Origin of the sequence: Kitasatospora setae KM-6054 (assembly GCF_000269985.1) — a bacterium.
In the GTDB taxonomy this organism is placed as follows: domain Bacteria; phylum Actinomycetota; class Actinomycetes; order Streptomycetales; family Streptomycetaceae; genus Kitasatospora; species Kitasatospora setae.
This window is the reverse complement of the sequence record NC_016109.1, coordinates 1-22,887: the sequence shown is the minus strand read 5'-3', so window position 1 is coordinate 22,887 and position 22,887 is coordinate 1. Positions and strand designations below refer to the sequence as shown.

The 22,887-nt window shown below is 70.7% G+C and carries 12 protein-coding genes and 1 pseudogene; 7 read left to right on the top strand and 6 right to left on the bottom strand.

Annotation, left to right across the window (positions count from 1 at the left end; all coding sequences use genetic code 11):
- Positions 1 to 86: 86 nt before the first annotated feature.
- The 4 genes from KSE_RS00075 to KSE_RS00060 all read right to left on the bottom strand — a co-directional run bounded on the left by KSE_RS00075 (position 87) and on the right by KSE_RS00060 (position 5,558).
- Positions 87 to 1,169 carry an AAA family ATPase gene (locus KSE_RS00075; protein WP_014133189.1) on the bottom strand — a complete coding sequence of 361 codons (1,083 nt, stop codon included), beginning with the start codon at positions 1,167 to 1,169 and terminating at the stop codon, positions 87 to 89.
- A complete protein-coding gene (locus tag KSE_RS00070; RefSeq protein ID WP_148283035.1) occupies positions 1,166 to 3,550 on the bottom strand; it encodes a Mu transposase C-terminal domain-containing protein in 2,385 nt (794 codons plus the stop codon). Before KSE_RS00070 ends, KSE_RS00075 begins: the two co-directional genes overlap by 4 nt.
- 122 nt (positions 3,551 to 3,672) lie before the next feature.
- Positions 3,673 to 4,332 carry a hypothetical protein gene (locus KSE_RS00065; protein ID WP_014133187.1) on the bottom strand — a complete coding sequence of 220 codons (660 nt, stop codon included), beginning with the start codon at positions 4,330 to 4,332 and terminating at the stop codon, positions 3,673 to 3,675.
- Between the two features lie 209 nt (positions 4,333 to 4,541).
- Positions 4,542 to 5,558, bottom strand: a complete 1,017-nt coding sequence (locus tag KSE_RS00060; RefSeq protein WP_014133186.1) for a TniQ family protein — start codon at positions 5,556 to 5,558, stop codon at positions 4,542 to 4,544.
- Positions 5,559 to 5,749: 191 nt separating this feature from the next.
- Here KSE_RS00060 and KSE_RS37935 point away from each other — a divergent pair, with 191 nt between their 5' ends.
- The 3 genes from KSE_RS37935 (at position 5,750) to KSE_RS00045 (ending at position 11,432) form a co-directional block, all read left to right on the top strand.
- Complete coding sequence (locus KSE_RS37935) at positions 5,750 to 9,304, top strand: DEAD/DEAH box helicase (protein WP_014133185.1); 3,555 nt, start codon at positions 5,750 to 5,752, stop codon at positions 9,302 to 9,304.
- Between the two features lie 367 nt (positions 9,305 to 9,671).
- Positions 9,672 to 10,370: a hypothetical protein gene (locus tag KSE_RS37930; RefSeq protein WP_014133184.1), complete on the top strand. Its 699-nt coding sequence runs from the start codon at positions 9,672 to 9,674 to the stop codon at positions 10,368 to 10,370.
- A 216-nt stretch (positions 10,371 to 10,586) separates the two neighbouring features.
- Positions 10,587 to 11,432 carry a nucleotidyltransferase domain-containing protein gene (locus KSE_RS00045; RefSeq protein WP_014133183.1) on the top strand — a complete coding sequence of 282 codons (846 nt, stop codon included), beginning with the start codon at positions 10,587 to 10,589 and terminating at the stop codon, positions 11,430 to 11,432.
- A gap of 538 nt (positions 11,433 to 11,970) precedes the next feature.
- Here the strand turns inward: KSE_RS00045 and KSE_RS46145 are convergent.
- Entirely contained in the window at positions 11,971 to 14,382 is a 2,412-nt protein-coding gene (locus tag KSE_RS46145) for a UvrD-helicase domain-containing protein (RefSeq protein WP_014133182.1), read from the bottom strand.
- A 430-nt stretch (positions 14,383 to 14,812) separates the two neighbouring features.
- A complete protein-coding gene (locus KSE_RS00035) occupies positions 14,813 to 16,633 on the bottom strand; it encodes a hypothetical protein (protein WP_014133181.1) in 1,821 nt (606 codons plus the stop codon).
- A gap of 490 nt (positions 16,634 to 17,123) precedes the next feature.
- On the opposite strand from KSE_RS00035, the gene KSE_RS00030 reads away from it, so the two are divergent.
- The 4 genes and pseudogenes from KSE_RS00030 to KSE_RS46460 all read left to right on the top strand — a co-directional run bounded on the left by KSE_RS00030 (position 17,124) and on the right by KSE_RS46460 (position 22,506).
- A complete protein-coding gene (locus tag KSE_RS00030) occupies positions 17,124 to 17,924 on the top strand; it encodes a hypothetical protein (RefSeq protein ID WP_148283034.1) in 801 nt (266 codons plus the stop codon).
- A 506-nt stretch (positions 17,925 to 18,430) separates the two neighbouring features.
- Positions 18,431 to 19,996: an HNH endonuclease gene (locus KSE_RS37925; protein WP_051055066.1), complete on the top strand. Its 1,566-nt coding sequence runs from the start codon at positions 18,431 to 18,433 to the stop codon at positions 19,994 to 19,996.
- 5 nt (positions 19,997 to 20,001) lie between these two features.
- Positions 20,002 to 20,592 (top strand): annotated as a pseudogene (locus KSE_RS46465) (DEAD/DEAH box helicase family protein); the annotation flags it as partial.
- 432 nt (positions 20,593 to 21,024) lie between these two features.
- Positions 21,025 to 22,506 carry a Helicase associated domain protein gene (locus tag KSE_RS46460; protein ID WP_407927481.1) on the top strand — a complete coding sequence of 494 codons (1,482 nt, stop codon included), beginning with the start codon at positions 21,025 to 21,027 and terminating at the stop codon, positions 22,504 to 22,506.
- Positions 22,507 to 22,887 lie beyond the last annotated feature (381 nt).

Here is a 22,887-nt window from a genome sequence, read left to right as displayed (position 1 = left end):
CGAAGGCACGGCCAGAGCGGACGGGCCCGGATCCCGCGGGCCTGCCCCCGCACCGGCGATACGTGCCGACACGGAGACGGGGCCGGTCAGTGCGCGGGGTCGTCGTAGCCGGTCAGGACCGAGTCGAGCAGGTCCTTGTCGATCTCCTCGGTCCCCTCCAGGATGCTGGCTTGGGCAGCCTGGCAGATGAGCTGGTCCAGGACATGCATGGAGCCGTCGGTACGCCCGTGGAGGTAGGCGGCGAGGTCGCGCAGGGTTCCGGGCTTGTGCTTGTAGAGGCGGAGGTTCTCCTCGACCTTGCCCAGCACCCTGTGCCACTGCTCGGGCTCGGCGTCGGTGTAGGGGACGGGCCGCACCCACAGGGTCGGGAAGGCAATGTGGGGCCGCGGCGCGTGCGTGCCCGCGGCCGGTGCCTGGCTCCGGTGGTCGCCGTACCCCGCCCTGATGATCTCCCGCGCACCGATGCCGCAGAACAGGAACGTGACGCGGGGCAGCCTGTCCTGAAGACGCAGGAGGTAGTCGAACGCGGTCTGCCGCTCGCTGCTCCTGATGTACTCGACACCGTCGACCACGACCAGCCGGGTGCCGGCACGCTGCATGACCCGCACGATGGGCTCGGTCATGTCGACCGGCCGATGGTTCATCGTCTCGGGAGAGCGCGAGTGCTCGATCCCGAGGAAGTCCGCGAACGGCAGCGACCAGTGCAGATCGTCGCTGCGGTCGTGCGGCACGTTGATGTACACCACCGGATGCCGGTCCGGGTCGGGCCCGTACAACTCGTCGACCAAGGCATGGAATCCGAGGGCGATCAGCGCCGCCAGCAACGATTTCCCGCTCAGGCGCGGGCCGTCGACGACGAAGTTCGGCCCGCGCCCGTTACCGGTCGTCAGGTTCTTCACCAGCAACCTGCGGGCCTGCTTCAGGGCTGCGCCCACATCGTCGGTCACCACCGGCAGCAGCCGGCCGTGATAGACCAGCCGTGGGTCCGACAGCGTCACCTTCGTGCCGAGCGGAGCGCAGTCCTGCAGGTCGGGCGGGCCGTAGGTGCGCCGGGCCTGTGCCCGGAAGCCCTCTTTCGTCGTCAGCGGCCCCGGATCGAACGGCCCGCCCGGCAGCGGGGATGTCCCGGCCGGCGCGGGTGCGGTGCCTTGCCGTGTGGTGTCGTTCACGAATCCTCCTCGTCGGTGGAGCCGGCCGCTGCCCGGGGCGGGGGAGCAGGATCGGAGGCATCGGCCGGGGCTGGCAGGCCGCTGAGGAACAGATCGGCGATGCCACCCGTGGAACCGCGCCGCTGTGCCACCAGCCGCGGCTCCTTCCCAGTCCCAGTCGTCATGTCCACTCCGGGATCCGCCGGCGGTTCTGCGTTCTGCGGCGGACGCTCGTCCGTGTCGGGAACAGCGACCGGCTCGCCCGCAGTCACCAGCACGCCCGCGTCGCCGGACAGCCGCGGCCCGGCGTCCTGATCAGGGAAGAGGAACTGCGCGGGATTCTCCAACGAGCGGGCCGGCACGATCGTGGCCGGGTCGGGGACACTGATGCTGGCGTACCTGTCCGGATCCGGCGGGCGCACCGCCGGCTGAGGCCCGGTGAACGGCCGGCCCGGCCGGCGCCACAGCCGCCGAGCTGCGCCCGCCCGCCGCCAGGCCCGTGCGGCGGGTGCCTCGTCGAGCGGCCCGCGCCGCGCCCGCTCCCGCAACTCCGACACGGCCAAGGCGATGTCGCGCTCCCGCTGCTCGTGCTCCTCCGGGCCGCCCGCATTGAGGAAGGCCTGCTCCGCGGTCTGCCACAGGTACTGGGACCACTCGCCGTCGATCAGGTCCTGGTGGATGAACTCGGCCTCCACCCACGGGTCCTTGCCGAGCTGCTCCTGGCGCTGGTCGAACAGCCACACATAGTGCGGCGCGTACGGGTCGAAGCGGATCGGCCACCTCTTGCCCTGCCCCCGCACCCCGGAGGGCTGCTTGTTGTATGCCTGGAGCGCGGCGCTGTTGTACGTGCGGTTGCCGACCCGCACGCCCTTGTCGCCGACCTGCCGCCACTCGCAGAGCAGCAGCTTGCGCGACTGCGACGGCGACAAGGGCAGCGGCGCGTACCCCTCGCATGCCACGAGAGCCGCGTACATCTGGTTGGGGGTGAGTACCACACCGGGCAGGTTCGGGCTGCGCAACCCCTCGTGGCGGTGCTGCTGCCAGTGCAGCGCTATCCATTCGTTCAGCAGGTCCTGCAGCTCGTTGAGCCGCCACATCGGCCCCTCGGCCACGTACTTGCCGCGCCGGGCCAGGTCCCGTGCCGTGTAGGCGGCCACGTACTGGCTGAACAGCTTCTTCAAGGCGGAGAACGTCGCCTCCACGATCGCCTTGTCGGGGCCGGTGTTGTCCCGCGCCGACCTGATCGAGATCCCCAGCGAGGTGCACACGTCCTCGAAGTGCTCGCCCTGGTAGATCTTCCCCTGGTCGACGACGACCATCTTCGGGCGGATCACCGGCCGCGCCGCGGCACCGGCCATCCGCGGATCGCAGGCGACCTGATCCGCGTAGGGCAGATCCGACAGCTCAGCCCTGCTGAGCGGCGACCATCCGGGCCGGGCCGGCATGGGGGCGAGTGCCTGCGCGAGCATGAGGGTGGCGTCGAACGAGGTGGTCGCTCGTCCGCCCAGCCGCTTGCCCTTGTACCCACGGCCAGGAGCGCGGGGCACGATCAGTGCCCCGATGATGCTGCGGCTGGCCACGTCCACAGCCGCGGTCAGCTCGACTTGGACCGGGTAGCCGTCGTCGCCGATCGCAAGCACATCCAGGCCGGTCGAGTCGATCTGCACCATCTCGCCGAGCATCCGTGCCCGTGTGGGCGTCCACGGCGGCTCGGGGGAGCCCGCCGCCTCCCTGCGGCGGCGTACAGGCCCGCGCAGGGAGCCCGTGCGGGTGCCGAGGCTGTTCAGCAGCCGGTAGAACCCGGTGCGGGAGATCCTCAGGTTCTCCTCGGGGTAGGCCGCGCGCAGGCCGGCCTGCAGCCGCTCGTGCAGGCGGGTGCCCCAGCCGGAGGACTCCTCGACTCCGTCTTTGAGCTCCTGCAGCAGCAGGGCGACGATCCGCTCGTCGGTGTTCCCGTAGAGCTTTCCGGCGACGACCTTCACCAGGGCCGCCACGCCCTGGGCCGAGTACTCCTTCAAGCGCCGGTCCAAGGTCGCCACCGACACCTTGCGCCAGCCCAGCGCCTTGAGTTCGCGCTCCTTGCTGGCCAACCGCTGGCTGCGGGAGACGGTGGCCGGGTCGTACTCGGGCCGGGGCCGCGCGTCGGGTGCGCAACCCGGCGGCAGGCCTTCCTCTGCCTCGCGCAGGTGCCGCTCCCACGCGCGGACGTCAACCAGTTCAGCCGGGGTGAGCAGGGACAGGATGCTGACGTCGGGGATCCGGGCTCCGGGCCGCTCCGTGCCGGCGTCGTCCAGGACCGCGAAGTCCGGGGCACCTACGACGGCCGACAGCAGCGCGACCGCGTCCTCGCCGTCCTCGTCGGCGGCGCTCAGGTGGACCCGGCCGCCCTGCAGGGCGGCCACCAGGTACGAGGCGCCGTGCCAGCGGACCGTGTCGCCCGGCTCCAGGCCGGCGCACCGCCCGTCATCGTCGTCCGTGCCCGGCGCGCTGCCGGTACGGCAGGTGCAGCCGGACCTCTGGGCCCTCACACGACCACCCGATTCGCGGCGTTGCCTGCCCAGGCGAGGGAGACCGGGATGAGGGCCCGGTCCCGCTCGAAGGACAGGTCACCGGTCCACAGCAGGTGCCAGGCATGGGCGAGAGCCGTGCGCGGGAGGCCAGCGGCGGCGACTCCCGCCGTGATCGGGCGCGCCACCGAGAACGCGGGGAGCAGCACGTCGCGGATCTTCTCGTCGTACAGGTCGGGGAAGCGGTGCGCGGACACAACCCGCAGCCACTGCAGGCGGATTCCCGTCGGGACGTCCAGCGGGGCGACGGTCCATCCGGCGGCGTCCGCGACATGCGCGACCACTTCCGCCTCCCGGGATCGGGCCTGCTCGTCGCCGTCGCGGGCAGGGTGCACGATCACCAGCCGCTCCCCGCGTACGGTCCGAGCGAAGAACGCGGGCTCTACCGTCCCGTGCGCGGAGCCGTCCTGCCAGCAGATCTGCGTCGCGGTCGCGGAGAACCACTGCACCGAGGCGTCGAAGTCCAGCAGGGCCGCCGCGTACATCAGCCGCTCGCTGCCGCAGACCACCATGCCTTTGGTGGTGGCCGCCCAGTAACGGGTCAGGATCGACTGCCTCCCGTGGTAGGCATGGGGTTCACGCAGGGGCTCGCATCGCTCCAACGGCACTGCGCGCATTTCTCCGGGAGCGGCCTCGCGCTCCCGGCCGTCCGGATCCCGATAACGCACCTGTACCTGCACACGATGCCTTTCCGCCGCCGGGCCGAAGCCCCGGCCGAGCCTGCGCCACCACATCGAGCCGCCGTGATACGCCCCACAGCTATCACAACTCGCCACCCGGCGGAACAAAGACGTCCACTTCAGGTGTGAAAGCCCTCCGCCTCACGTCACAGGTAGGGCCGGTCGAAGGTTCCGGCGCCCAGCTCGCCCGGCAGACAGCTCAGTTGCGCCACCGACGCCAGCGCGCCGACCACCTTGTGCGGAGCGGCCAGCGGCGGCCGGACCCCTGCCTTGCGCGCCGCCACGGACGTCTGCGGCTGATGCCGGGCCATCCAGACGGTCAGGACCGGGCTGAACGCCGGGCCCAGTTCGGCCACCGCCTGCGCGTGCCAACGCCGGTACTCCTCCCACGTCAACGCCCCCGCCAGCCGGTGCCGCTCGCTGCGCGCCAGGACCCGCGCGACCCGGACCGCCTCCGGATACGCCAGGAACGGTGCCGCCCGCCGTTCCCCGAGCCGGTCCGCGGCTTCGGCGAACCAGCGCGGCGCCCGTCCGTACAAGGACCGCACCTGGCGGTCGGCCATCATGGAGAAGGCGTCCGCCATCAGCGCCCGCCCCACCTTTCCCATCCGCCGGCCCAGACACGCCAACCGGCGGTGGGCGTCAAGGACCTGCGGCCACGGCCGCAGATCGGTCCACGGCCACGCCGTGTCGCGCGAGTTGTCCGTCCACCGGGCATGCTCGCCGCACACGCTCCAGGTGTCGGGCACCATCAGCCACGCCGGCTCGGTGACCCCGCGCCGGGCCGCGCACAGCGCGCACGCCCGTACCAGGTAGCCGTCCGTCACGGCCCACGGCCACTTCCACACCGGGTGCTCCCCGGAGCCCGTCAGTAGGTACTCCTCGCCCAGACTCGCCAAGGCCCGTTGCAGCACGGGCAGGGGCCGGCCGGCGAGCCGGGCCAGACGCTCGGCCGCGGGCCGGTTGAGGTAGAGCTCGGTCAGGTGGGGCGCAACCACCCGGCTCTTGCCCTCACCCACGATCTCCAGCAGGTAGCCCACACTCAGCCCGTTGCGCTCGGCGAGCCGGGTCACGTACGAACCGGTCGACTCGTTCGGCAGGAAGCGCACATGCAGCGGCAGCTCCCGCAGGTCCGAACAGCGGCCATGCTCCTGCACGTTCACATCGCTCCCCGGGGCGGACAACCGGCCCACCACGGTAGCGCATGTCGGCCGTATCATCACGGGAACATCCGGGCACCTTCCAGGGCCGGTCCGACCGATCGGAGACCCCGGACAGGTGCCCGAGGCGGCAGGCGGCCTGCCCGCATTGCCGCCCCGCACGTCGCAACGGCCGTGAAGGAACCGCCTCCTCAGTGTCCAGGGAACCGCGCTCACTGCGTGAACACCAGCAGCAGGCGATCGAGGCCGCGACGGCGACGCTGGGACTCCTGCCGAGAGCGACGGTGATCGCAGCGTGCGGCACCGGCAAGACCCTGATTGCGATCCGGGTCGCCGAGCACTTCGCCGGGCAGGGCAACGTCCTGGTGCTCATGCCCACCCTGGACCTGGTCGCCCAGACCATCCGCCGATGGCGCGAGGACAGCAGCATTCACCGCATGACCGCTGTGTGCTCCAGCGGCCGCACCGACTATCCGGACATCACCCGGCATGTCGTCTTCACCACCGACCCCGAAGTCCTCGCCTCCCGGCTCTCCGAGCGCCCCGGGCCGGCCGTGGTCTTCGCCACCTACGCTTCCCTGGAAGTGCTCGAACTCGCCCACCGTCGGCACTTCCTGCCCGAATGGGCGATCGTCGTCGCCGACGAAGCGCACCACACCAGCGGCGACCGCGGCAAGGACTGGGGAGCGGTCCACGACGACGAGCGCCTGCCCGCTGCCCGGCGCCTCTACATGACCGCCACCCCGCGCCTGTGGACGGCGAACAGCGGCACACGCAGACGCAAGCGCAAGCCCGGGGCCCCGGTCGAACTCGCGTCCATGAACGACGCCACCATCTACGGGCCCGTGGTCTACCGCCTCACCCTGGCACAGGCCATCGACCGCAAACTGCTGGCCGACTACCGCATCGTCGTGCCCATCATCCGCGACGAAGACCTGCGCGAGGTCCTCCACACCGCCGAAGCAACCCCCGAGTACGACGGACTGCGGCTGGCCGCCCTGCAGGTGGGCCTCCTGCAAGCCGTCGCCGACTACGGACTGCGCCGCGTGGTCACCTTCCACAGCCGCATCGTTGCCTCCCAGAACTTCGCCGACAGCCTCCCCCTCACCGCCGCCGCCATCAGCGAACAGGACACCCCGCCGCGCATCTGGTCCAGGGCCGTCCACAGCAACCAGACCCCGCGACAACGCGCCCGGTGCCTACGTCAGTTCGACACCATGCCCCTGCTGGGCAGCACGACCCGAGGGCCGCTGGGCTACCAGTTCGCCATCCTGGCCAACGTCAAGACCCTCGGGGAGGGCGTCGACGTCCCCGACGCCGACGGCGTCCTGTTCGCCGACCCCAAACGCAGCGCCGTCGACATCGTCCAGTCCCTCGGGCGCGCCCTGCGCCAGCCCCCGGGCTCCGGCAAGATCGCCACGCTGGTCATCCCGGTCTACCTCGCCCCCGGCCAGTCCACCCGGGAGGCCATGTGGTCCTCCCACTTCTCCGTCCTGTGGGACGTCCTCACCGGACTTCGCGACCACGACGACCGCGTCTTCCACCGCCTCACGGGCATCCGCCGCCGCCGCCTCCAAGACCCTGTCCTCCCCGGTCCTGAACGCGCCGACGAGATCGCCCCCGTCCTCGACCTGCGCACCCACCAGATCGACAGCGGTGAATGGGCGGACGGCTGGAACGCGGCGGTGCGCTTCGTCGACCGGCACGACCACTTCGACGTGCCCAGCGACTACACCGACTCGTCAGGATTTCCCCTCGGCTGCTGGGTCGGCCGTCACCGCACCCACTACAAGGCCGGGACACTGCCCATCGAACGGGCGGTCGCGCTCAATGCCCTCGGCATCTCCTGGCCCCACCCACCGGACAGCTTCGAGCACCACCTGGAACGGGCCGCCGCGACCGCCTCCCGCACCGGAAGCCTCGCCTTCGACCCGACGATCCCCGGCAGCGACCCCACGCTCGGCGCCTGGCTCGCCCGCATGCGCCGACGAGCGAGCACCAGCAACCTGGAGTCCGAACGGGTCGACGCCCTCAACGCCGTCGACCCGTGGTGGAACCCCCCATGGAGCTTGCGCTGGCAGCACACCTACACCCACCTACGTCACCGACTCGCGACCACCACCTGGACGATCCCCTACCACCGGCAGGCCGACACCGACACCGGCTGGAACAGCTGGCTCGACCGCCAGATCAACCGCCGGGACGACCTCCACCCGGGGCAGCGGCATCTCCTGCACCACCTCGCCCGCACCCACCCCGACGCCCACCCCCACACGATCCTCCTGTCCCGCCCCGCCACCGCACTCGCCGCAGCCTTCACCCGCGGACTGCGTGCCGCCCGCCAGTACCACCAGCGCGAAGGCCACCTGGATGTGCCCGCCGGCCACTGCGAGACCGTCGACTCCGAGCAGGTCCACCTCGGACGATGGATCCGCCAGCGCCAACGCGACGCAGCCCAACTGACCAGCCGGCAGCTCACCGCCCTGCGGGCCCTCGGCATCGACCCGGCCCCGCACTTCCTCCAAGCCCCCGCCGACCCCGCCCTCACTCAACCGGCCGGCCCCATAGAACCGCCCGGCCCCCCGCTGGCCGCCCCCCGGATCCCGCAGCCGTTCCCGCACCGCGCCCGATCGGAGCCAGCCGACACCACGGCCGGAAGCAGCACGGCGCCGCCAGGCACAGACACAGCCCCCCACCACCAGGCCACAGCCCCACCAGCCGCTGCCGTCATCGCGCAGGCCGCGCCCAGGCCGACAGCATTCGAGGAGCCGTGGGCCAGCATGCTCACCAAGGCCGCGACCTTCGCCGCACAGCACGGCCACCTCAACCCTGCCGAAGGCGCCCTCGCGAGCTGGCTCTCCCGGCAGCGCCACCTGCACGCCACCGGCCGACTCGCCACCAGACGCCGAAACGACCTGGACGCCCTCGGGATGATCTGGAACAAGCACGAGGACGCCTGGGAGCGCGGCTACGCCCACGCGCGCGCGTTTGCCGTGCGCACTGGCCATCTGGCCGTTCCCGCCGACGAGCAGGTCGAGGACTACAACCTCGGCACGTGGGTGCGTCGCCAGCGAAAGGCCGACCTGACCGCGGATCAGGAAGCACGGCTCACCGCACTGGACCCGCTCTGGCGGATGGCGCCGGACTGGCAGCGCTCATACCGTCGCCTCGTCGCCTACCTGGCAGCCGGCGGCCGCCTCACCGGTCCCGTGAACCGCACCGGGACACCCGGCGACGAACGCTTCCGGCCGGGTGCGTGGCTGCGCATGCAGAACCGACACGCCGACACCGGCAACCTCGACGCGCACCAGACCGCGCTCCTGGACGCCCTCGGAGCCTGGCGAACCCACCCCGCACAGGGCGAGCCCGCGCCGTACCGCAGGGCGCAGGGCAGTGCCGGCTGCGGGCAGCCCCCATACGCCCGGTCGATGGCCGCACCACCATCAGTGCCGCCCCTACGGCCCGGACCCCGAACGGACCGGCCAGCCCATCGGCCGCCGCGGTCCGCCCTCACCCCGATCCACCAACTGCCAGCGGAATTCCGTCGCTACATCAAAGCTGCGCGAGCCTTCCGGGACCGGGAGGGCCACCTGGACGTCCCGCCCGGATTCGTCGAGCGCGTCGAGCACGCCAAGGTCCGCCTCGGCACCTGGATCGCCCGCCAACGCGACAAGGTCTTCCGAGGGCAACTCCCGCCGCTCCTGATCTCAGAACTGGAAGCCCTGGACATGGTGTGGGTGCGCAGATGACCACTGGGCGGTATGGCGGGCCGCCGGATGCCGGCCAGCGGCTCCGGTCCGCCACAGCGGTCACCAGGACCGCGAGGAGCGCGATCCCTGACCGGGAACCGCACCCAACGGCGCACGAAGACCAGTATCGGAAGCCCTCCCCAGAGACGTACGGATGCGGTCGGGTTCGAGGTATAGTCGCCGCACTGCGCACTTGTGGGTGCGTGCCGCCCTGTATGGCCACCGCCTCGGGTAAACCGGGCCGCCGCCCGGACCACAAGGGATGCACCCGGCACTGGTCCTGACCTTCCATCACATCCAGTGGTCTGCCGGAGACATCGCGCGGTGGGATGTGCTCCGCTCGTAGCAGGCCTGGATCGGAACGCGCATGACCGCCAAGACCCACCGCACCCGTCTGGCCAAGGCTCTCGCCAAGACCCGGCCCGTGTCCTACCAGAAGGCCCTGGCACACGTCGTCGCCTGTGGCGATGCGGGACTGTTGCCGGCCAGGCTCGACCAGGACGGCATGAGCCAGGCCCTGGCCGTCCTGGAACGTCACCTGGACACGCCCGCTGTCGTCGAGTCGGGGCCGGCAGCCCGGTCGGCCGTGGGACCGGCCGCCGTGCCCTCGGCCAGGAAGCCGCCGATGTCGAAGGACCCACGGTGCGTGGCGTTGTCGGACGCCCTGCTGCCCGTTCTGGAGTCCACCAGCCCTGAGGGGGCCGGCGGCTATGGCGGCTCCCTGCAGGCCAACCTGTCCCCGGCCGAGGCCGAGGCGTTGGGCGGCCTCCCCCTGATCCGGGCTGCCCTGCGGCGCGCGGCCCGCCGACTGGGATGGCGGGTACAGACCGTGGGCCACGAGAGCGAGCACGTGGTGGTCGTGTTCATCCACGACACCAGGGAAGCCCCGGCCGAGTTCGCCGAGGCATTGGAGCGCGACCGCCACCGGCAGGGCAGGGAGGCCGCGGAGAGGATGGACCGGTTCTACGATGGGCGGGACGTGCGCGAGCTCGGCCCAGGCCCGGTCGACCGCCAGAGCGCCCTGTTCCGGACAGCTGCCCGGGCAGTCCTTTCACGGCAAGCGTGAGCGAAACAGAGTCCACCAGCCCGCCCGGGCAGGAGCGCCGCAACTGCGGATGATCGCTGCGCAGCAAGGGCAGATGGTTCCCGCCCCACGCCGCAGCGATCACCGCAGACAGTGCCTGTTCGCCGGCCGGATTCCGACGGCCCGCATCGACCGGCGACCACCACCGGCATGCCCATTATCCCCGGGGCCATGAAGAGTTGAGGAGAAGCAGTACACATGAAGCGCGAGCGGGCGACCGCAGTGCTGGTCGAGATGCTCGACCGGCTGGAGCAGGGGGCTTGGCCGTTGAACCTGGTCGAGGAGATCCACCTGTTCGGATCCTACGCCCGGGGTGCTCTGGAAGTAGGGGACGTGGACGTGGTCGTCGAGCACGCCACCGACGCACGCTGGACGCGGGAGTCACTCGACGCCTTCTGCGACGGTCGCGACAGCTATGTGACGATGCGTCAGGCACTTCGGGGCCGTCGACGCGGTGTCAGTTTCCAGTTCCAGGAGCGCAAAGCCCTCGAGAGCGAGGGGATCGATCTCTCCCTGCTGTGGCGGCGCGGTGAGCCGGTCGTCACAGCCCGGCAGCGGCTTGCCGCGCTCACACCCGATCCGGCCGCCGGGCGCGCACCCCGCGACCACGTCCTGCCCTCGTACGAGGCCATCGCCGACCTGCTCCCACGACCGGTCCGCATCGACCTGCACCGCCTGTGCACTGAAGGTGCCGTGACCGTGGCCGCGTTCTCTCTCCCCGACGCCTGGCCGACCTCGGCCAGGGCAGCCGCGCACGTCCAGGGCCGTTGGGCCCTGAACAGCCCGCTTCGCCGCGCGGCGGCCGCCGCCCTTGCCCGCCTGGAGAGCACCGGCCAGGCACTCGAACGCGTCGAGGTCCACGGCCAGCACCTGGTGTACGGCACGGCGGACGAGGCCGTCGACTGCTTCGTCGACCTGGGCTGGCGCTACTGGCGGAGCGCGGAACGCTACCTGGACGACGGCCAGGCGTGGTTCGAGGTCCTGCCGGCCACGGCCCGCCAGCCCTTGCACGCCCTGCACGTGACCCCCGTCGCCCTGGCGTAGCGGGCCCGGGCCGGATCAGGGGCACTGCTGCGGGTTGTAGTGCGCGAAGAGGTCGCCGAAGAACGCGGACCGGCGTGAGCGCCGGGTCCGCCCGCGGCACCTGCCCTCTCCTCGGCTTCCTGGGCGAGGCCGGCGATGACCTTCTCCCAGCAGGCCGGGCAGCCGCACCTGTCGCCCTCGCGGTGCGCCATGCCGCTGCGACCCGCCGCTGTCCGCACGTGGCCGGACAGCGCCTCGAAGGCGGCCTTCCATCGCTCGGCCGACGCCCTGTTGGCCGAGATCTCGGACCGGGCCGAACTGGCTTCCTGCTCGGCCCGCCGCTTGGCTTGGATCATCGGCCAGTTGGGACCGCCGCTGTACCCGTACGACATCCGCTCTCCTCCCGTGCCATCTTCTGGTGGTCCAACACTGCGCAGGCTTCGGTGGACACGCCCGCGCCCCGCACGGAGCAGCTCGGACCTTGCCGGGCAGGAGTGTTCTTCCGCGGGTGCGCCCGCCCGGTGTGCCCGCTCTGGGCGGGCACACCGGGTCGGCCGTCTCAGCGCACGCGGTTGCCGATGGGGCTGGCCAGAGCGGCTGCTTCGGTGTGCAGGAAGTCGCGGAGCCTGTGCCGCAGGGTGGGCAGGGGTGTGGTGGTGCCGAGGCGGAGCAGGAAGTCGGGGACGGTCCAGGTGATGAGGTGGCCTTGGCGGGACAGGTACAGCCCGACGCGGTCGATGCCGAACTCGTCGTCGTAGTCCAGGAGCAGGTAGCCGGCGAGCTGGTAGATCTCCGCGACGCCGAGCTGGCGGGGCCGGGTGGTGGCCTTGCAGTCGATCAGCAGTCCGCCGAGGACGAAGTCGGCGTCCGCGCCGCCGATGTCGCCACTGCCGGCGAACACCGGCCCGCACACCCGCTGCGCCTCGGGCAGTGCCCGCAGCGCGGCGAACGGCTCCTGGGCGAGACGCATCTGTACGGCGAGGTCGTCGGGCACGTAGCTGTCGACCGCGTCGGTGAGGCGGCGCAGGGTGGTGTGTTCGTCGGCCCGGGTGAGGAAGCTGAAGCGATGCACCCGCCCGATGCGGTAGATGTCCTCATAAGAGGCGGCGACGAAGCACAGCCGTGAGAGCGTGTCCTCGTCCAGGTAGGTGCCTTCGCTGTCGAGGTGGCGCCGGGTGAGGTCGAGGAGTTCGACTCCGGCGGTGTGCAGGGCGCTGCGGACCTTCGGGGCAGGCGCTCCGGGCAGCTCCCAGCGCGGGTGCATGGCATCGACACCGGCCGCAACAGCGCCTCCCATGTCCCGGCCGAGGGACAGGCGCAGCCGGTAGTCGATGGCGTGGCCGAGGGCGTCGAACTTCGGGTGGGCGACATCCAGGGGCTGTACGGGACGGGGAAGCGGGGGCAGCCGCTTCAGGTAGTCGCCGGCGACGTGGCGGGCGTCGGGCAGGTGCTGCTCCATGAACCGGGACATGGGGGAGGCGAGGTGCTTGAGCTGCCCGGTGAGACTGAGGTCGAGCAGGGGCCGCCCGCCCGCGCCGGGCCCGGAGGCGAGGGTCTTCTCGTAGGCATCGAGCCAGGCCATGGATTCCATGTCCAGGTGACGGCAGGCGCGGGTGACGGCGACGTAGGCCAGCCGCGCCTCGGGCAGGGACAGCGGGGCCTGCAGTCCGTCCTCGTCGAGGGGCGGCGCCTCGAACCCGCCCGCGATCCGCACGGTGTCCCACTCACGGCCCTTGGCCTTGTGCGCGGTCGACACCGTCACCTTCGCCTGCTCCTCGGGGGTAAGACGCTGGGCAGCGGCGAGGATCGCCTCGGGGCCGTGCGTGTCGACGAGTTGCACGATCGCCTTGAGGTCGGAGCCGGCGCTGTCCTGCTCGACGTACTCCTGCACCTCGCCCCAGGAGGAGAACAGGAACAGCTCCGGATGGCTGGTGCGCTTGCCGGCCTTGAGCTCCAGCGCGGCCTGCGCGATCCGCTCCATTGCCGCACCGCCGCCGGCGAGCGCGACCGGCACGCCGTCGTCGAGGAAACCGATCACCTCCCGCAGAGCGTCGGCATTGGTGCGGCACAGCACCGCGTCGGCTCCCACCACCGGGCCGATCCTCGATTCGGGACCGCAACCGGCCAGGCGCATCGGGGACTCCGCATGGCAGAGCCACCGGTTGGCCACGGCCGCGATCCCCGGGCCGAAGCGGAACGACTGTGTGAGCTCCAGGTGTTCGGCGGGGAACGCGGTCATCACGTCCTTCGCCGCCCGCCAGGCGTAGATCTGCTGTGCGGGATCACCCACGCATACCCGCTGCGCCTTCTGGTTGAGGAAGACCTCCTCCAGCACGGGGTTGGTGTCCTGGGCCTCGTCCAGGAGCACGAAGTCCGCACCCAGCACAGGCGAGGTCAGAGCCCACATCTTCATGTAGTGGTCGTGCTCGAACCGCAGCTCCCCTCCCGGGTCCTGGAGGTCCTCCCACGCCCGCGCCGCGTACGGCAGGAGCTCGCGGGCGACGAAGTCCTGCCCGCCGGTGTCCAGGCCGTTGACCCATTCCAGGTGACGGGCCATCAGCTGACGGTCGGTGGTGTAGCAGAACCGGCGCACCATCCCCATCACCAGGCGGGCCTGGTGCTTGACGGTGATCCTGGTGGAGTTCACCGGCAGGTCCCGGTCGATCCCGAGCCGGCGCGCGGTCTGCCAGGCCGGCACGCGTGCCGAACGGCTGATCCGTTCACGGTAGTTGCGCCCCACGCTCTGGAACGCCAGCGAGTGCGCCGTGCGGCACTCGACGTTCGACCCGAACCGGCTCTTCGCGTCGTCGGCGATCGACTTGTTGAACGCCACGTACAGGCCCCGACGCGGCGTCGACTGTCCCATCAGGACCAGGGTGGACGTCTTTCCCGTCCCGGCACCGGCCACCAGGGCCAGATCGCCGCCGGCGGCGAACATCTCACGGGCCGCCTGCTGCTCGGCGGTGGGCATCAAAACCATGTGTCCTCATCATCGGAAGGCACGCCGCCTGCTGTGGAAGCCCAAGGGCGACGCAGGTCTCGTTGTGGAGCAGAACGGTGTCGGCTTCCGGGCGGGCAGTACCGGATGCTCCTGGTCTCGCCAGTGGTGTCAGCGCTGCCGCGGGATACCGGACACCGGGTGTATTCGCACAACCCGCAGCATCGGGCCGGGCAGGATCACGATGGCATCCTTCGTGTACGTGGGCACGGCGGCACGGTACGACACACCACTGACAACCGGCCCTGGAACTCGCGCGAGGCCGGTGCACACCGGGTGGATCCGCTCCAACAAGGGCACCGCCACCGGGCCGGCCGACCCCGACGACCGAAGATCCGGAGGCGGGGGCGACGCCTCCGCCTGTCGCCCCCGCCTGCCGCCCTGCTCCGACCCGCCAAGAGTGTTACGGCACGAGCGGGTTCTCACGGCTGAGCTCGATGACATGCAGCCGGTCCCGGAACCCGACGGGCAGGTCGTTGTCGACGATGATGACCTGGGAAGGCCGCACCACGGTTGTGCCCTCGCGCACAGCGGTGATGTGTTCGAGGAAGTGGGTGTACAAGCGGCTGATGAGCTGCTGGTCGTCGGTGCCGTAGCCGACGTTCTTGCGAGGGGAGTCGATGACGAGCAGGGTCGGCAGGTCGGTGGCTCCGGTGACAAGGGCGTGGCTGGTGAACGCCATCCGGTAGGCGACATTCAGCACGGTCCGCACCCCGTGCCCGACATTGCTCAGCGGCCCGCGCCGCACCCTCGGCAGGTAGCTGGAACGGTCGATCGCCGCTCCCGGGTCACCCGGCAGCTGGAGGGCGTCGATGATGTGCCGGAAGAAGTCCTCGATCTCCTGCACAGCCACCTGACGCCCCGACAGAGACGCACGATGGTCGGCGAGTTGCTGCTTGACCTCGTCGCGCTCACCGACCGCCCGCTCCAGCTCCTGCTGCAACTCCCGCAGCCGGGCATAGGGCTCCAGCTCCTGCTCGAGCGCGGCACTTTGGGCCTTCGCCGAGGCATGCGCCGCAGCGAGCTGCTCCAAGTGGCCCGCGGCCGGGCCGATCCGCGAAGCCAGATGGGCGTCCAGCTCGGCCTGGGCGGCCGCCAGGTCGGCCTCCTTCCGCCCCTGCTCCTTGGTCGCCGCGGTGGCGGCCTGCTCGGCAGCCAGAAGCTCGGTCTCGGCAAGGCGGAGCAGATCCTGCAACCGCGAGGCGTCCCACCGCTCGGTACACACCCCGCAGAACCCGTCCCCGACCGTACGCCCCGTCAAGTCCCGGGCACAGCCAGGGCACGGGCTGACCAGGCGCGGCCCCGCCTGAGCACGGTGCTGCAGACCCCGAACCCGTCCAACCATGCGCTCCACCTCCGCCCGGGCCTCCGCAGCCACCGACCGGCAGCGCGCCGCGGCCGCCTCCCGCTCGGCGACCTTGCACCGCAGCGGATCCTGCTCGGCGGTCATGGCCCGCTGACGCCCCTTGAACTCCTCCAACGCCACCAGCGTCTCCTGCACGCGTCGCCGGCTCTCCTCCAGATCCTGACGCAGGGCGTGCTCGTCGCGGGCCGCCGCCAGGAACTCCTTGACGTGCTCGACCCGGGCCTGCAGCGGCCGTACGGCATCGAGCAGGACTTTGAGCCGGGCGGTGAGAATCCGCGTGCGCGCATCCGTCAGGTGCAGCAGCAACTCCACCACCGCCTTGTACGACGACGCGCTGTTGGCCCCACCCCTCACCAGCTCACCGCCGTCGACCATGTCCTGGCTCAGGTAGCACAGCGGGTACAGGTGCTCGAACGACAACCGCCCCGCGCCCGCCGACGACACCGCCACCGCCTCCGGCGGGGCGAACAGCTCCGCCAACCCCAGCAGCTCCAACAGCACGTCCCCGACCCGGCGCTGCTTCCCGGAAGGGTCGTACTTCACCACGAGAGTCTCATCGACCTCGCCGCTACGCGGATCGATCAGCTCGACCAGATTCGCACGACTACCCAGACCCCGACGCAGCGCGATACGCATGCCCTCGACCCGCAGAACGACGGTGACGGAGATCAGCCGATCCTTGGGGACCTGGCGCCAATCGACGCTGTAACCGAGCGGATAGGCCAACGCATCCACCAACGTGGTCTTGCCGGTGTCGATCGGGCCGAACACCCCGATCACCGGGTGGTCGAGGTCCACCTCCCTGACCCCGTTGACCGAGGTGAGCACCAACTTCTCGTAGGAGAACTGCCGTGCCATGAAGGCTCCTTCGGCGAATCGCATGTACTTTCGTGCGGGACGCGAACGACCCCGCACGACTGCAACGACCCCACGCCGGAGCCTGTGACGAAGACCCGGGCGAATCCCGTGAACACCGAACAGAACAGTCCGGCGCTCCGCTCCGCACGCGGGCGCACACATGCAAAGGCACGCCGCGATACGCCCCGAAGCAAAACCGCGACCCGGTGATCCGGACCTGTGGCACCGGCGAGGCGGAAGCGGACAGCAGAAGCCCAGACCGTGATCGCGGCGTACCGGCCCACCGCTCGACCGATCAGCCCTGACCACCATCAGCCCGGCAACCGGCCAACACCGCCCGGCTACGCCCGGGAGTAGAGCCGGCCCGCCCCCGCAATGACTGCTGCGACTCGCCGCGCCCACTCCGGATCCCGCCCGGCCGCGCCATCACCTCACCGATGACCGACAAGAGTTGCCGCGAACACCGTGCACGCCCGACCACTGCGTCGGCATGCTGTTCCCACGGATCGAAGAACGGCAGGCAAGGGAGGACACAATGGGGGCCTGGGCCTGGACAGCCCTGTTCGCAGCGGCGGCGGTGTTGGCCGCGCTCGTGTGGTGGACGAACCGCTACCCCGGGGGATGGCGGTTCGCGTTCCACCGCCAGCACGCCGACGACCGAGCCCGCCTCCGTACCAAGCGGGGCAACCTGCGCCGGCTGGAACACGAGGCCGCAGACCGGCTCGCAGCCCTCCGAGCCGCCGTCGACACGGAACGCTCCGCCTACCGCAGCCGCATCGCCCGAGCCGAGCGCCGTCTCGCAATGCTCCGTGACCCCGGCCGCGGCACACTGCACAGCACGATGGGCCCCGTGCAGCTGTACGAGCACCGACTGGTTGTCTCTACCGGCGGGGCGACCCACGAGTACCCACTGGAGGAGATCGCGGTCCGCTGCGAGCGAGCCGACGACATCGGACACCTGCACCTGGTTCTTCCCGACGGCCGACAGCAGGCACTCGACTTCCCCGAGGAAGAGTACGACCCGACGGAACTCACGCAGTTCGCCGCCAGGACGCACGACGCCATAGCCGCTGCCAAACGGGCCACACCACTCCGCTTGGCCAACATCCCCCAAGCGGAAGCCGAACTCGCCGAAGCCGTCGCCGACACCACCCGCCACGAGCAGGCACTCGAACGGCTGGAACAGGGAAAGGCCGAACAAGCAGCCGACACGAAGATCCCCACCGCCCGCCGAGCCCTGGACGAAGAGCTGGACCGCTGGCACAAGATCACCGGAGCCCGTCCGCGCTGACGGAACCAACCGTCAGCGCGGACGGGCCAACTACAGCGGCGCGCCGAGCGGGTACGCCGAACCGGCCACTCACCACGAAGGAACACCGCCTTTAGTACCAGCCGATGACATCGAGATCACTTCGGCCGAGCACCACGACAGTGACGCCGTACACGCAGGCGAAGCCAGCATCCCGGTGGCAGGAGCTGACGGCGGCTCCGTCCACCGCACGCCCGCAGCAGCGAACCATGCAACGGAGCAAGCCAACAGCTGAACGTCCTGCCGTCGACAAAAACGCACTCCCTCGAAACCGGAACACACCCACCACAGAGTCCAGGACGTCCAACTCCAATCGGACCGGCAAGGCGGCCGATCCCGGTTCGAAGTCCTCGAAGGCTGCGTGCACGTCGCAGGCGACCCGCGCTCCGCCGGCCCCTACCGCCCGATCCCTGCTGTCAGCGTCTGGTGATAGACCATCACCACGGTGCGCGGGCAGGAGAGGGACAGGGGCCATGACATCAGGGACAGTGCTGCGCGGCCCGCTGGGCGACGTCGCGCAGCGGGCGGCACGACAGGAGGGCGTTCACGTCGAGGACGCCTACGCGGCAGCCCTGTGCTGGTGGGCAGCGGCCGTGGCCCCCTCTGCAACCCTGCCGACCCGCAGCAAGGACTGGCCCTGCCTGGTATGGGGGGCGTTCCTGACCGGTGACGCCCAGCCCTCCCTGACGACCACGCTGACCGAAGCCGGCCTGGACACCCACCGCTTCCGCCGCCTCACACGCCACCACGACATCACCACCCTCGACAAACTCCGGATCGCCTGGACCAAGGCCTCACGGACCATGGCACCCGGCACCGACTTCTCCATGCTGCTCACCGGTAGCCCCGTCGCCCGCCGCGGGTCGGGAACCTCCTGCGACGACTTCCTCACCTACAAACTGCGCACGGCCTGGGATGGTAGAGAATATCGAGACCCCGGGCACCGGCTCCGCTCCCGCAGGGGTGCACCGGCGCGGAAAGCCGCCAAGGTTGGGGTGCTGTGGGAGATGCCGGCCACCGACTGGCCCTACCGGGCACGCACGGACGAGGCATCCTCCACCCGGTTCCTGATCTTCCTTCGGAAGACGCCGGGGGAGCGCCGAAGCACTCCTGTTCCCGTCCCCCGGCCGTCGGCGGCCTGTAGGGCCGTCGAGGAACTCGTCCGTATCTACGAGGACCTGACGCGACGGCAGGTACCCATGGTGATCACGGACGAGGCCGCCGCGAAGTTCTGGCCGATCCAGCTCAGCGCGGATCAATTCGACGACCTGGGACCAGCAGCCAACCAGTTCGCCCGGCTGGACGCCCACACCCACCGGATCGCGGCGGCGCTCGCACTCGCGGAGGACACGGACGTGGTCACCGGCGGTCACATTGAGGCGGCATGGTCGGTGGTCGCCCGCTCCGCCCTGGACCGGTCCCGACTACTGTGCCCCGACGCCCTCGAACCGGTCAGTGTCGCCCTCGACAAGATCGGAGGTGAAGTCCGCGCCGCAGCAGGATCACCGCGAGTCCTGACCCTGGACGAACTGTCCTGGCGAGGCGGGCACCGCACAGTCCACACGCCCACGGCGGTGCCGGAGCACGCGGTCAGGGATCGCAAGGGCCGTATCACGCGGGACGGCGCCGTCGCCCAAGACGTCAAAGACTGGCATCGCAACCAGTGCCAGATGTGCGGAGACATCCTGCGGATCCCAGGACCGCAGGAAGCGATCAGCGAGGGCGCCCACATCCGCCCCCTGAGCCACGGCGGCCCCGACTACACCGGCAACGTCCTGTGCCTGTGTCCCAGCTGCCACACGCGGTTCGACCACGGAGCCCTCTACCTGACCGACGACCTGCACATCGTGGAGACACTGACCGGCACTGTACGCGGACTTCTGCGCACCGAACCCCGTCACCAGGTCGGCCTCGACTGCGTCCGCTGGCACCGGGCACGATGGGAACAGCACATCCCCCCAGGCAAACGCCCGGCGGTCCCTGACGGCCCGGCAGAGCCACCGGCCCTCCGTGCCGCCGAGCCACTCGCACACTCGGCCCGCCTGGAACACTGAAAATCGTGACCACCTCACCCCACGCCCACCCTCCCGCTCAGGACCCTGCTCCACAGGACGCACCACGCCGTCGGCCGCGTGCGGACCAGCAGGCGGGGATTGCGGCTGCGGCGCGGCAGTTGCGTCGTGCGGGGTCGCGGGCGACGGTGGTGTCCGCGTGCGGGACGGGCAAGACGCTGATCGGTATCCGGGTCGCCGAGGAGGTCGGTTCCCGCCGGGTCATGGTGGTCCTGCCGACGAAGGACCTCGCCGTGCAGACCGCCCTGGCCTGGCGCGCGGACCGGCGCCGCGAGCCGATGGTCCTCATCTCCTCGATGGATGCCACCGCGAGCGCCAGCCTGCAGGCGGCGAACGTCGGCAGTACTGGTGACTTCACCCGCCTCGCCTCCTTGATGAAGAGCGTCGAGCAGCTGACGGTGTTCGTCCTCTACGACAGCCTTCGCAAGATCACCGAAGCCCAACAGGCCCTGCACGCGCCCGCGTTCGATCTCGCGATCATGGACGAGGCCCACCGGATCTCGGGTCACCACGACAAACAGTGGGCAACGGTCCTCGACAACCAGCACATCAAGGCCGACCGCCGCCTGTTCCTCACCGCGACCCCCCGCATTTGGGACAGCCCCGATCTGGCCGAGGACCCCGACAACCCCCACCGCCCCCGCCCGCGGCGACGCCGCACCACCGTCCAACGGGCGCCGATCGACCCCAGGTTGATCAACTCACTAGACAACACCCACCTCTACGGCCCCACCGTCCACCACTACCCCCTCCACCAAGCAGTCGAAGACGGCGTCATCGCCGACTACCGCATCCTCGTCCCCACCATCACCGACACCCACCTCCACCAGCGCCTCCACACCGACACCACCACAGCCGCCAGCACCCGGGCCGGCAGTGCCCCGACCACCGGCACCAGGCCCGGCAACGCCCAGACCGACGACATGAGGACCGGCAACGCCAAGCCGGGCGGCTCCCCGGCCGGCAGTGCGCTGCGCACCACCGCCCTGCACCTCGCCGTCCACAAGGCCATGACCGAGCACCAACTCCACCACGTCCTCGTCTACTTCAACGAGGTCGCCACCGCCCGCGACTTCACCCGCGAATACCCTCACACCCTGCGCCGCCTCCCCCCAGAACTGCGCCCGGCCACCATGCCGAGCGTCCTGCACATCAACGGCGACGACCTGCCCGACGAACGCCAAGCCACCCTGAACGCTTTCACCGCAGCACCGGCCGCGATCCTCACCAACGCCAAGGTCCTCACCGAGGGCATCGACAGCGGAGCCATCGACGCCGTCGTCATCGCCGACACCACCCGCAGCGTCGTTCGCTGCGTCCAGGCCCTCGGCCGCGCCCTGCGCAAGCCCGCCGGCGCTGACAAACTCGCCCACCTGATCATCCCCGCCTACATCCCCGAAGGCGCCGACCCCACCGACATCCTCGGCACGCCCTACGAACCGGTCTGGGCGATCGCCACCGCGCTGCGCAGCCACGACCACCGGATCGCCGAGCGGCTGCCGAACCGGGCGAACCGGCTGCCGGGGGAGGTGCGTGAACTGGTCAGGCGCCGCTGGCGCTTCGACTACGACACCCACCCGGAGGTGATCGCTAGGGCGATGGACCTTGTCTCCTTCGACCCCGCCCGCATCAGCACCAGGCCCCGCCTCAAGGGCTTGGCCTCCGCCCAGGCGTACCGCGACGAGCACGGTCACCTCGCCGTCCCGCACGAGTACGTTGACCCCTACGGCTTCACGCTGGGCGAGTTCGTCTCCGGTCAGCGCAGCGCCCACCAGCGCGGCGAGCTCCCGCCCGAGTGGATCGCCGAACTCGACGCCCTCGGCATGATCTGGAGCGTCCCCGACGCCCAGTGGCAGGCCAACCTCACCACCGTCACCGCCTACCACCAGCAGACCGGCCACCTCGCCATCCCCACCACCGACCCCGGCGGCCGCTTTCTCGCCGAACAACGCGCCCAGGCCGCCCGCGGCCAACTCGCTCCCGAACGCACCGCCGACCTCGAGAACATCGACCCCCACTGGCGCCTGCTCCACGGCCCCGACTGGCACCGCAAATACGCAACCCTCCGCACCCACCTGCGCGCCGGCCACGACCCCGCCGAACTCCACCCCGACAGCGTCCTCGTGGGCATCAGGATCGGCCCCTGGCTGCAACGCCAGACCACAGGCTGGGCCAAACTCCACCCCGACCAGCAGCGCCTGCTCACCGAGATCGGCCTCACCCCGGCCAGCAGCCCCCTGCCGCGGCTGGCCCGCACCCGCCGGACCTTCCGTCAGAACACCGACCTCCTCGAAGCGTTCCTCGTCCGTGAGGAGGGTCGGCTCCCCGAAGCCCGCGAGAGCATTATCGTAGACGGCGAGAAGATCGCGATCGGTGCCTGGCTCGCCAAGGCCAGAAGCAGAGCGCGCAGCGGCGCCCTCCGAGCCGAAGACCGGGCCACGATCACCGGTCTCCTCGGTGAGGAATGGGCAGCCGCTCCGGACACCGCATGACCCCGGAGGGACGGGAGTAGAACTCCGAACTGCGGGAAAAAATCTGCTAAGGCAACAGACCTCGGAGAGCCACCGCTACCCCGCCGAGAAGCCCGCCACCGGAGTAGGGGAGCGGGCCGCCAAGAGGTGTAGACCAATTGGTTCAGACCAATCAGAGCCCAGCCACCCCCACCTCCAGCCAGCTCCGGCCGAAGGCCGGACAACCCCAACCACAATGCCACCATGCCCATCTCACGAAATCCCAGCCATCCAGGGGCCGTGGAGCGAAGCGGAACGGACCCAGGCCGAGCGCGAAGCGCCGGCCGCACCCCCGCGAAGCGGTGGTGCCGGACACGCGGAGCGGGTCCGCGCTCCGCGCGGAGCGCGGACCCGCTCCGCGGG

Coding starts and splice junctions, on each gene's coding strand:
- KSE_RS00065 (WP_014133187.1), bottom strand. CDS start 4,332: ATGCGCGCAGTGCCGTTGGAGCGATGCGAGCCCCTGCGTGAACCCCAT.
- KSE_RS37930 (WP_014133184.1), top strand. CDS start 9,672: ATGACCGCCAAGACCCACCGCACCCGTCTGGCCAAGGCTCTCGCCAAG.
- KSE_RS00045 (WP_014133183.1), top strand. CDS start 10,587: ATGAAGCGCGAGCGGGCGACCGCAGTGCTGGTCGAGATGCTCGACCGG.
- KSE_RS46145 (WP_014133182.1), bottom strand. CDS start 14,382: ATGCCCACCGCCGAGCAGCAGGCGGCCCGTGAGATGTTCGCCGCCGGC.
- KSE_RS00035 (WP_014133181.1), bottom strand. CDS start 16,633: ATGGCACGGCAGTTCTCCTACGAGAAGTTGGTGCTCACCTCGGTCAAC.
- KSE_RS00030 (WP_148283034.1), top strand. CDS start 17,124: ATGCTGTTCCCACGGATCGAAGAACGGCAGGCAAGGGAGGACACAATG.
- KSE_RS46460 (WP_407927481.1), top strand. CDS start 21,025: ATGACCGAGCACCAACTCCACCACGTCCTCGTCTACTTCAACGAGGTC.